An 11577-nucleotide genomic window follows, 5' to 3' on the forward strand; every position below is an offset into this window, starting at 1 on the left:
CAAGGAGGGGGCACATGAGCCAGCTAAATTATGCGTCAGCGACAGAGGAACAACTCGCTTCTATCAATAATCGTCTCGAAAAGGGCGACACCATAGAAGTAATCAAATGGGCCTACACCACGTTTTCGGATGATTTGATTTATTCGTGTAGCTTTGGAGCGGAGGCCATGGTGCTGCTCGATATGATCAGCGATGTGAAAAAGGATGCCAAGGTCACCTTTTTGGATACCAATCTCCACTTTTCCGAGACATACAGCTTGATTGACCAGGTGAGAGCAAGGTATCCGGCGCTGCGTATAACAGTCAAGCAGCCGGACATCACGCTGGCACAGCAGGCAGACCTCCATGGCGAAGAATTGTGGAGCAGGCAGCCGGATATGTGCTGCCATATCCGCAAGGTACTGCCGATGGAAAGTGTGCTGACTGGAGCGGTTGCATGGATGTCAGGGCTGCGCAGAGAGCAGTCTGCAACGAGAGCGAATGTCGCGTTTATCAATCGCGATGAAAAATTCCAGTCGTTGAAAATTTGCCCGCTCATTCATTGGAAGTCGGAAGAAGTGTGGCAGTACATCCGAGCATTTGAATTGCCGTACAACCCCCTTCACGACCAGAGCTATCCGAGCATCGGCTGTGCTCCTTGTACGCGTCCTGTAAAAGAGGGCGAGGATTCAAGAGCAGGGCGCTGGGCGCAAGCAGGGAAAACGGAATGTGGTCTTCATCTCGCAAGGTAAGGAGAAAGAGAAGAACAAATCAAGGATAGGAGGGGCTTTTGTATGAGTGGGAAACCTCACGGGGGAGAGTTGGTAAACCGTTTTGATCCACAGGCAGACCTGTCAGTGACTACGCATGAGGTGGAGATAGATGCATTTGCACTCGCAGATCTGGAGTTAATCGGGATTGGAGGCTACAGTCCGCTTGAAGGGTTTTTGAATCGGGCGGATTATATTTCTGTCGTTGAGCAGCTGCGGCTGGCAAATGGTACCGTTTGGAGCATTCCAATAACACTTCCGGTCTCGACCACTGTCGCAGGAGCGTTGCAGATCGGAGACATGGTGCGGTTGAGTCATCAGGGGGGGGTCTACGGCATTCTTGCAATTACCGATATTTATTCACCTGACAAGGAGCGAGAAGCTCGGCTCGTCTATGGCACCGACGATACGAATCATCCCGGGGTGAAAAAGCTGCTGGAGCGTCCCGCTGTTTATTTGGCTGGCCCAATTACGTTGGTAAAGCGCACCGAAAAAGGGCATTTTGCCAGCTATCACTTCGATCCGGCACAAACGAGAGAAAGATTTGCCGAGAAGGGCTGGAAAACGATTGTCGGCTTTCAGACACGCAACCCAGTCCACCGCGCGCATGAATACATCCAAAAGTCAGCTCTCGAAATCGTCGACGGTCTGTTTTTAAATCCTCTTGTGGGCGAAACGAAGGCAGATGACATTCCTGCTGATGTGCGGATGAACAGCTACCAGGTATTGCTGGAAAAATACTATCCGGCTACACGGGTAGAGTTGGCTGTGTTCCCGGCTGCCATGCGCTATGCAGGACCGCGGGAAGCGATTTTTCATGCATTGGTGAGGAAGAATTATGGCTGCACTCATTTTATTGTAGGCCGGGACCACGCTGGCGTTGGCAACTATTACGGGACTTACGATGCCCAGCATATTTTCCGCCAGTTCCAGCCAGAGGAGCTAGGAATTACACCATTATTTTTCGAGAACAGCTTTTATTGCAAGACCTGCGGAAACATGGCGTCTACCAAAACGTGCCCGCATGATAGCGAGGATCATGTCGCGCTGTCTGGAACCAAGGTGAGGGAAATGCTGTCGCGTGGCGAGGCTCCGCCACCTGAATTTAGCCGTCCTGAGGTTGCGCGGGTATTGATCGAGGGGCTGCGCCCGGTGTCCGTCTAATCCGCTGAAAAAATCGGTTGTGCGAGAGGGGAGAGACGATGAGTAGAGAGGGTACCGCGAATATCGTATGGCATCCGACGACGGTAACGAAACAAGACCGACAGAAGCGTGCGGGCCACAAAAGCTGTGTCTTATGGTTTACGGGGCTGTCTGGTGCTGGCAAATCAACGTTGGCGAATGCAGTCGAGCATGAGCTCCATCAAAGAGGGGTAGCCAGTTACGTACTGGATGGTGACAATATACGTCACGGCTTAAACCGGGGATTGGGGTTTGGGGCAGAGGATAGACGGGAAAATATTCGCCGAATTGGCGAGGTTGCGAAGCTGTTCGTAGAGGCAGGCGTGATTACCTTGACGGCATTTATCTCTCCTTATCGGGAAGACCGGGAGCTTGCGCGTAATCTGGTAGAAGCTGGGGAATTCATCGAGGTATATGTAAAATGTTCGTTGGATGAGTGTGAGCGCCGGGATGTGAAGGGATTGTATCAAAAAGCGAGAAGTGGGGAGATTGGTCAGTTTACGGGGATATCAGCGCCGTATGAAGAGCCTGTTCAAGCGGAGTTAGTCATTGAGAGCGACAAGCAGACCATTGAAGAAGCTGTCCAGATTGTCCTTACATACCTGGAAAAGCACAAGATTCTCTAGTTTTATGGATAGGTAAAAAAGCACGACGCGAGAGGCGCCGTGCTTTCTTCGTGAGGAAAAATATTACTTCGTAGTGGTCGCTGCTTCTTCAACTTCCAGATCCTCAGACAATTCTTCCATCCATTTTTGTTGATCAACCATGTTTTCAGCGATTGGACGAACAAAGCCTTTGTCGCTAAAGCTGTTGATTGCTTTTTCATCTTTCACCAGCTGTTCTACAGTCAGACCAGCATCTTTTGCTGGCGCACTGAACTTGGTTGCTTTTCCGAAGTTGTATGCATATTGATCAGCAGCCAGACCGATTGTTACAGCTTGCTTCATTTCAGGAGCTTGGAAAGTTACGCTCAAATCGCTTGTTTGTTTCACAGGCATTTTGTTGCTGTCGATGTAGAAGTCGAGGTTCCAAGCGAGCTTGTGGAAGCCTTCTTTTTTCATTTCTTCTACGATTTTTTCAGGTGTGTATGCTTTACCTGTTTCATCCAACCATTTTTTCGCTTCAGCCATGCCTTCGTTTACCATCGCTTCCGCATTTGCGCGCTTCTCAGCTTCTGTGGTTTTCTTGCCCAGTTCCGGATACAGATCTTCTGTCATGGAAGTGGTCAGTACCATCATATCGATCGCGAAATCTTTTACTTCTTTGCTAGCTACTGCATCGTTAGCTGTGAAGAAGAACATTTTTACCAATTCTTTTGCGTCGATTTTTACAGTTACATGAGTTGCTTCTACTTTTTCACCGTTCGGCAATGTTACGGATTGTTTGCCATGGTTTTTCGCGTCAGCCAATGTATAGCCATATTTACTTACATACTTTTTCACAAAGTTGAAAGTAAGGTCGTTCATTTTGTCTTGGTATTCTTTCAGCTTCGCAGCGTTAGCAGCATCGGAGCCGCCAAGCTCAGCCATGAAAGGATTGGAAGCGTTCGAATCGATTACCAAGTACTTGCTGTCCAGTGGAGACTTCACGTAGACTTTATCCTCGTCAACGATGGTTTCAACGGATGCTTTTTTGTCACCTGTCCAGAGCTTGTTGTCGCGCAGGAGCTTGTCGTCTTTTACTTCCACTTCAAACTTCACAGTGTCCAGATCCAGCTGGGATCCTTTTACTGTTACGCCTGCTTTCAAAGCGGACAACAATGCTTGCTCTTCTTTGTCAACCGGTTCTCCGAATGCTTCAGGCAATTTCTCAACGTCTCCTGTCAGCTTCAAAGTGCCTTCAAAATCATAGTTAGGCTTGTCAATGGTCGCTACGATAGAATCACGCACCAGGGATGCCTCGCCTGCACAACCGGTCAGCAGTACTGTACCTGCTACCAGAAGGGCGCTACCTTTTTTCCACATGATGTGTTCCTCCCCTATGTATATTATTTTTTATTCCCCCTTTGTTCTACGCACAAATAGAGAAAAGGTTTCGCAAAAACGGAAAAAAATCACAATCCGGCTAATTCTGCCTCATTATTCATGGTAAAATGAAGGGGAGAAGATGGTTAGTGAAGAAAGGGCGTTGCAACATGTGGTCGTGGCTTCAAAAGCTGATGAACTTTTTTCAGGGAGAAAGAGAAGAAGAAATAGAGGAAGAAGGCCGTCCAGCAGGTACCGGTAACCCAACAGGTAATCCCGTTCCCCGTCAGCCTCAGCCTCAGGCGAGAACAAAAAGCATATACCCAAAAGAGCGGGTAGACAATCGAGATATAGAAGACAATGTGCGTCAAAGAAGAGAGCGTCAATTTCGTTTTCCGGTTGTCCCGGATGACTATTTGGAGAGGAAGCGCAATCAAAGCGTAAATTCTGCCGAATCGAATGAACGCAGTCGCCAACAGGCACCTCGTGAGCGATTCGAGCCGAAGCGTGAAACGATGCGGCCAGCCAATGATCGCGTGCCAGAAACAAAGACAGAGCCCGTTTTCGAGAAAAAGAAACCTGAGCTTGTCAAAAACAACAGCGAGATACAGCAGCGTCCCGTCCGTACGCCGCAAAAAGAAGTGGAAAAAGTGACGAGGACCGTTTTTTCTACAGAAGAAAAGCGTGCCTATCAGCCTTCTGAAATCGTTTCGCCTGTTTACGGGAAGATTACTCCGGCGACGCGCGAGGCGGAACATCGCATCCATACGACTGCGGGAATCATTTACCCACGTTTGGAACAAGAAGAGCATTTGCAGCAGATGAAGCAGTGGGAACAAGAGATAAGCGAGCGATATTTTCCAGAGGAGCAAGAGTCTGCATTTACTGAGCAAAATGAACCGCAGCATGCTTTTGTTGCGAATGATTCTGTACATAATGAAGGAGAAAATGCTGTTGCAAAGACTGCTGTGGCAGATGCTCTTGATTCAGAACAAGAAGTTGCTGCTTCCGTACAATTGGAAGAGACGGTAGTAGAAGAAATAAAAGCGACGGCGCTGCAAGATTCTGATTCTGACGAATTCGAGCCAAAAGTCGAAGAGACGGTGGCTGATGTGCATGAGGAAGAAGAGGTATCGGAGTCTATTGGGCAACCAGAACCTACAGTCTACTCTCAAACGATGGAAGAGCGGCAAGCACATGAAGAAACCGAGCATAGACTGGTTACTACACTCAGTGCGGTTGTGCAGGTGGAAAGCGAGCATGATGGCGTTAACGTGCAGGCTCCTTCTGTTGGTGAGGAGAATCAAGCAGTCGATACGGCCCTAGAGAGCGATGGCGTCGAAAAGCCTGCCTATGCACCTGCTATCAGTCGTTTGCTAGAGAGAGCAGAAGTAGATACTCTGGAGCTCAGTTCAGCAGGAGTGGGTTCGGTCTCCGAAGATACGTCAGAGCAAACAGAACCAACTGAGCCTGAATCCATTGTTCAACCAATTGTGGAGTCCGTTGTGGAACCGGTTGTAGTACCAGTTGCAACCTCTGTTGCAGAAACCGTTCCAGCCCCAGTCCCTGCTTCATCCACAGCACAGCCCGTGAACATGTCCCAGGCATCCAGGGCGGTGCAGCCTGCGTCAGCTCCGGTAAAAGACTCGTCCAATGAAGCTGACCAAGGAGCAGAGTCCACACAGCCGCCATACGCCTTGCCGGATTTGGGACTGCTGAATCCGAGCCCGCCGGTCAGCGATGATGACGATGAGCATACCCAAATTCAAAAGCTGTTATTGGAAGAGACGCTCGCGAATTTCAATGTCAGCGCTCAGGTCGTAGGGATTGTCAAAGGTCCATCCGTGACACGCTTTGAGTTGCAACCGGCTCCCGGGGTAAAGGTGAACAAGATTACGGGATTGATTGACGATATTAAGCTGAATTTGGCTGCCAAAGATATTCGCATCGAGGCACCGATTCCAGGACGCAATGCCATTGGGATCGAAGTCCCGAATATGTCCAGCCAACCTGTATTAATCGAGAAGATCATCAGTTCAGACAAGTTTCAGGAGCATTCATCTCCGCTGGCGGTCGCACTCGGTATGGACATCGGTGGAGAGCCGATTATTGCGGATATTAAAAAGATGCCGCACGGTTTGATTGCCGGCTCGACAGGCTCGGGTAAAAGTGTGTGCATCAACTCGATCATCGTCAGTCTGCTGTACAAAGCGACTCCTGAGCAGGTGCGATTGCTCTTGATCGATCCGAAAATGGTGGAGCTCGCGCCTTACAATCACTTGCCTCATCTGGTTACGCCTGTCGTGACAGAGGCCAAGCAGGCAACGGCATCTCTCAAGTGGGCCGTGGAAGAAATGGAGAAGCGCTATGCTCTTTTCGTAGATGCGGGTGTTCGCGATATTGATCGCTACAATCAGACGACAGATGATCAGCTGCCTTATATCGTGATCATCATCGATGAGCTGGCTGACCTGATGATGGTCTCGCCGCAGGATGTCGAGGATTGTATTATCCGGATCGCTCAGAAGGCACGTGCTTGCGGTATTCATTTGCTTTTGGCGACACAGCGCCCATCTGTGGATGTCATTACCGGAAACATCAAGGCAAATGTACCGACGCGTCTTGCTTTTGCCGTATTCTCCCAAGTTGACTCGCGTACGATTCTCGATCAATCTGGGGCAGAACGACTGTTGGGTAGAGGGGACATGCTGTTCCTTGAGAGCGGCACGACTCCGGTTCGTCTGCAAGGGAACTTCGTCTCGGATGACGAGATCGAGCGAATCACGCACATGATCAAAAAGCAAAGAAAGCCTGCGTACATTTTCAGCAAAGAGGATTTGGAGCAGCAGGTTGCATCGTTTGACAGTGGAGACGATCCGTTGTATCAGGAAGCGCTCGTGTTCGTGGCCGAGCAGGGTCAAGCTTCTGCATCAGGATTGCAACGTCGTTTCCGCGTCGGATATAACCGTGCTGCCCGTCTCATCGAAATGATGGAGGCAGATGGATACGTCGCAGGACAAAGCGGCGGTAAGGCTCGCGCTGTCCTTATTTCCAAGGAGGACGCACAAGCCGTAGTGGAGGGATCGACACTCCTGTAGAAAACGAGGGTCTTGCATGGAGCAAGGCCCTTTCTAAACGGACGAGTTGCCTAAATATTCAGTAAGGTAGTATGCTATAAAATAGATGTGAGATGGAAAGGATCGATGACGATGAATCCGCTGGCGAAAAAGTATCAGGAAATTGACGACAAACTTGTCTTGTTTAATGAAGAGTATTATTTGAGCGTGGAAAAAATCGACATTGCCGCAATGACGCTGGAAAAAAGAGAATGGCTCTTTAACCAGCTGTACGATTTCGACAGTCCGGACATGGAACTGGAGATCGATGTCTCCGAGGAAGAAAAGGGCGTATGGTACCTGCAATTGCTCGTACCGCATGTATTGACACTGCCTGAGGCTGCCAAAAGACGCATCGAAAATGGAACCAATCAACTCACCCGGCACTTGAGTGAACGGGCAGATGAGCTAGTGAGAACGCAATTGCTTGGAGAAGAAATTTATACCTACGTGAAACGGTACAATCCGGATTTAGAGCGTATTGCCTAATAATAAACATCCATCTATCCCACAACGAGGGGCAGATGGATGTTTTTCATTCCCCTTAGCTTTTGGCTGTTTTGGTCACAAGCCAGGTGCAGGCAGTTTTATTTGTCGTAGTTGCAATCCATTCGCATGGTTGATTGTTTACAGGAGTGATCAAGCGCAGAGTATCGCCTTTGAGACCACCGTATTTGACGGAGGCGCTGGGGGCTGTTGCGACATACACCACACGTTCGTTGATGGAAACAGTTGGGATATAGGAAGAGTTTTCGGATTTGTAGCCGCTAGTGAGGGAGACAGGAACAGGGAGGTTTTTCATGGAGAGGGTTATTTTATCCGAAGTCTTGTGATAAAACATTTTTCCGGTAACCTGGCTGAAGTCGCCACCATCCACGGTGACTACCAATGGGTACGTTCCAGTGCCGTAGAGCATGATCGCGTGGTCAGATCCGGAATAACGGTTGTTTATGAGATAGACGTTTCCGCAGCGGTTCAATGAAATGTTTTGGGTCAGTCGAGGGTCAAACGAACAACTTCTCACGGTAACATGCCGCTCGGCGAGCACATCCCATGGCTCCAAGCTCAAGGCGTAGCCGCCGATGGAAGTCGCTGTATCATTGGCCTCGAAGCTACAGCCATCAAATACAAGTCCTACATCCGAATAGTCCACGGTTAGACCAGTACCTACCGTCTTTGTACTTCCTTGCGAGGTCGTATGCAATACCCAGCGACAGTTGCTGAAGGTCATGTTTTTCATAAAGTTCACCCGATTTTTCTGATCAGGTGCCGTATAAAAAACCGAGGAGCTGATACAGCCTGTCATGCCAGTAAGACTGAAGCTGGCGAGCGAAACCAGATTACTACCTTGCACGACCATCGGGGAGGACAAATCTCCTTCCAAGTCGAGCTGTTGACGGCAAGAGATATTGCTCAGGTTTACGAACATGGGTGTGGCTCCGTCGTACCCTTGATTGAGCTCGACTTCAAAACGATCACAAGCTACATTCGTTGCATTTAGCCGCTCCAGGCCACCCGTCACCGTAATGTCTGAGCGTGTACGCTTGCGGTTGTCGCTATAAAAATCGGTAATTTGCACAGTGCGGACATAGCAGTTCGTTTCCCCGGCAAAGTAAAAATGGTCGGCGACTCCATCCGTACACCATACTTGTTGTAGCGCTACGTAATTGATATAGCTACTAGGACCTCCACCACGAATGTAGAAATCAGCGCTATGTTCGTAATCGTAAGGATCGGGTGGCAGCGGATTTGCTCTTGCATTGGAATCAATCTTCAGGTTGGAGACCACAAAAGAATCAGCATCACCACCCGAGGACGTGATCGAGAAAAGCCAGCGCCAATCTGCGCCAGATGAATTGGCTTTCCTTTTTAACACGGAAAACGGACCGATTCCCTGCATCACTAGGCTTTTTCCTGCTCCTAGGATGACCTCCAGTCTGTTTGGCTCAATGATATAGGTGCCAGCAGGAAAAAATAATGGGATTTGCAGGTTCAGAGCAGCAGTCAATGCAGCCTGGATTGCTTGGGTATCGTCGGTCACTCCATCCCCCTTCGCTCCGTGTGTTTTTACATCAATCCACATAAAAGCATTCTCCTCCAGTAATTGGTAGACAAGATTGTCTTCATTTCATTTCATTCAACTATTTCTCAAATGTTGACAACCATTTAATAAAAAGGGCATGGACTACACAAAAATGTGTTCCATAAACTTTGGGCAGCCACTGGCATATTTGTCCTAGAACCTCCGTATGAATAAGCAAAGAGGTGGATAGTATGTCGATTTTGGTGACTGGTGCAGCTGGATTTATCGGTTTTCATGTAGCACGACGGCTTTTGGAACAAGGACAGACGGTCTGGGGGGTAGATAATTGCAATGAGTATTACGACCCGGTCTTGAAGAGCAACCGACTGGAAATCCTCCAAGCGTATCCATCCTTTCGTTTTGTCAAAGCGGATATTGCAGATCAGAGCAAAATGGACGAGTTGTTCCGAGAGATGGAGCCGGAAATTGTCATTCACTTGGCCGCTCAAGCGGGCGTCAGGTACAGTCTGGAAAATCCTCACGCCTATACGACTTCCAATATCACCGGGTTTCTGCACATTTTGGAAGGATGCCGTCAGTCGAGGGTCAAGCAGTTGCTCTACGCATCTTCAAGCTCCGTCTACGGAGGGAACACAAAGCTACCATTTGCGGAGTACGATCCCGTAGATGAGCCGGTCAGCTTGTACGCAGCAACGAAAAAAGCCAATGAACTGATGGCCTATACCTATAGTCATTTATACGGCTTGCCTGCGACGGGACTTCGCTTCTTTACGGTATATGGGCCTTGGGGCCGACCCGATATGGCGCTTTATACGTTTACCAAGGCGATTTTGTCGGGAGAGCCTGTCCGCATTTTCAATTACGGCAACATGACGAGGGACTTTACGTATGTGGACGATATCGTCGAAGGGATGCTGCGACTGATGAATCGAATCCCGCAGAGGGAGGGGGATAAGGCGCCGCATGAGGTGTTCAACATCGGGAATCACCAGCCGATCGATTTACTTTCGTTTCTCTCAATATTGGAAGAGAAGCTGGGGAAAAAGGCTGTTCGCGACTATTTGCCCATCCAGCCGGGGGATGTTCCTGCTACCTATGCGTCAGTAGAAGCTCTGTATGAGGCGACAGGCTTTCGCCCAAAAACACCAGTCGACGTGGGGATATCTCGATTTGTAGACTGGTACGTCAGCTATTATGGTGTCGCTCATGCGTAAAAAAGTGGGAGTCGTAGGTCTTGGATATGTAGGACTGCCTGTCGCGATTGCTTTTGGCCAAGTGCTTCCAGTGGTTGGTTTTGACATAGACGAAAGACGCATACGCAGTCTGGAGAGTGGAATGGACGAAACGGGAGAGATGTCGACAGATGAGCTGAAGCGAGCCAACATCATGTATACAGATGACCCTGCAAGTCTCGCTGCGTGCGATTTTATCATCATAACGGTGCCCACTCCTGTCGATTCTGCGAAACGGCCCGATATGCGGGCACTCATTCTCGCGTCTGAAAGCGTTGGGCAACACCTGAGTTCAGGGACTATCGTCGTCTATGAATCGACAGTATACCCAGGGGCAACAGAAGAGATTTGTATTCCTGTATTGGAACAAGCGTCTGGAAAGCTGGCGGGGATTGATTTTTATGTCGGCTACTCACCTGAACGAATCAATCCGGGGGATCGGGAGCGGAGATTGTCCCAGATCGTCAAGGTCGTTTCTGGGCAAGATCGCCAGACGTGTGAAACGATTGCCGAGATGTATGGGCTGATTGTAGAGGCAGGTATTCACAAAGCGCCCTCGATTCAGGTGGCTGAGGCAGCCAAGGTGATTGAGAACACGCAACGCGACATCAATATCGCCTTGATCAATGAGCTCTCGATTATTTTTGACCGCTTGGGCATCTCAACGGCAGATGTGCTCGAAGCCGCTCGAACAAAATGGAATTTCCTCCCGTTCTCTCCGGGACTCGTCGGTGGTCATTGTATTGGCGTCGATCCGTACTATTTGACATACAAGGCGGAGAGTGTTGGTTATCATCCGCAGGTCATACTCGCTGGACGACGGATCAATGACGGGATGGGCAAGTTCGTCGCGACCTCACTCGTGAAACAAATGATCTGGCAAAATATTGCGATTCAAGGCTCGCGGATCACGATTATGGGCATCACCTTTAAAGAAAACGTGTCGGACATTCGCAATAGTCGGGTCATCGACATTGTCCAGGAACTGAAGGAGTTCGGAGTAGAGGTCCAAGTGACAGATGAATTGGCTTGTCCAGAGCGGACGAGAGAGGAATACGGCATTCAATTGCGAGAGTGGGAAGACCTGCAGCCTGCCCACGGAATCGTATTGGCCGTACCTCATGAGCGATATCTGCACCTGGGATGGGAGGAGCTTGCCGGACTCTTGAATCAGGGGCAAGGTGTCATCGCAGACGTGAAAAGCGTGCTCAATCGCGAAACATGCCCGGCAGAAATTAGCCTATGGCGTTTATGATGACCATTATTTGAATAACGATCACCTGGAGCGGA

Annotated in this window: 9 protein-coding genes; 7 read left to right on the forward strand and 2 right to left on the reverse strand. The window is 49.4% G+C overall.

Going from position 1 to position 11577, the window contains the following annotated elements:
* The first annotated feature begins 14 nt into the window (after nt 1-14).
* The 3 genes from M3630_RS11170 to cysC are packed head-to-tail and all read left to right on the forward strand — an operon-like array spanning nt 15 to nt 2557.
* On the forward strand, nt 15-731 hold the full coding sequence (locus tag M3630_RS11170; protein ID WP_251252142.1) for a phosphoadenylyl-sulfate reductase: 717 nt from the start codon (nt 15-17) through the stop codon (nt 729-731).
* A gap of 42 nt (nt 732-773) precedes the next feature.
* The gene (gene sat / locus M3630_RS11175) at nt 774-1913 is read left to right on the forward strand and encodes a sulfate adenylyltransferase (RefSeq protein WP_251252143.1); all 1140 of its coding nucleotides are present in this window, start codon (nt 774-776) and stop codon (nt 1911-1913) included.
* Nucleotides 1914-1951: 38 nt separating this feature from the next.
* Complete coding sequence (gene cysC, locus M3630_RS11180) at nt 1952-2557, forward strand: adenylyl-sulfate kinase (protein ID WP_173610924.1); 606 nt, start codon at nt 1952-1954, stop codon at nt 2555-2557.
* Nucleotides 2558-2620: 63 nt separating this feature from the next.
* Here the strand turns inward: cysC and M3630_RS11185 are convergent, their stop codons facing one another.
* Nucleotides 2621-3895 (reverse strand): hypothetical protein, encoded by a 1275-nt coding sequence (locus M3630_RS11185; RefSeq protein ID WP_251252144.1) that lies wholly within the window; start codon nt 3893-3895, stop codon nt 2621-2623.
* A 170-nt stretch (nt 3896-4065) separates the two neighbouring features.
* Between M3630_RS11185 and M3630_RS11190 the strand changes: the two genes are divergently transcribed.
* Nucleotides 4066-6993 (forward strand): DNA translocase FtsK, encoded by a 2928-nt coding sequence (locus M3630_RS11190; RefSeq protein ID WP_483298466.1) that lies wholly within the window; start codon nt 4066-4068, stop codon nt 6991-6993.
* Between the two features lie 111 nt (nt 6994-7104).
* Entirely contained in the window at nt 7105-7500 is a 396-nt protein-coding gene (locus M3630_RS11195) for a hypothetical protein (RefSeq protein ID WP_353057229.1), read from the forward strand.
* Nucleotides 7501-7555: 55 nt separating this feature from the next.
* On the opposite strand, the gene M3630_RS11200 is transcribed toward M3630_RS11195, so the two are convergent.
* On the reverse strand, nt 7556-9094 hold the full coding sequence (locus tag M3630_RS11200) for a glycoside hydrolase family 55 protein (protein ID WP_251252147.1): 1539 nt from the start codon (nt 9092-9094) through the stop codon (nt 7556-7558).
* A 191-nt stretch (nt 9095-9285) separates the two neighbouring features.
* Between M3630_RS11200 and M3630_RS11205 the strand changes: the two genes are divergently transcribed.
* Both M3630_RS11205 and M3630_RS11210 read left to right on the forward strand, forming a co-directional pair.
* Nucleotides 9286-10269 (forward strand): NAD-dependent epimerase, encoded by a 984-nt coding sequence (locus tag M3630_RS11205; protein ID WP_251252148.1) that lies wholly within the window; start codon nt 9286-9288, stop codon nt 10267-10269.
* Nucleotides 10262-11542, forward strand: coding sequence for a nucleotide sugar dehydrogenase (locus M3630_RS11210; RefSeq protein WP_251252149.1), 1281 nt, complete (start codon nt 10262-10264; stop codon nt 11540-11542). The genes M3630_RS11205 and M3630_RS11210 overlap by 8 nt, the downstream gene beginning before the upstream one ends.
* Nucleotides 11543-11577: the final 35 nt, after the last annotated feature.

It is taken from the genome of Brevibacillus sp. MER 51, assembly GCF_023714195.1.
GTDB lineage: Bacteria > Bacillota > Bacilli > Brevibacillales > Brevibacillaceae > Brevibacillus.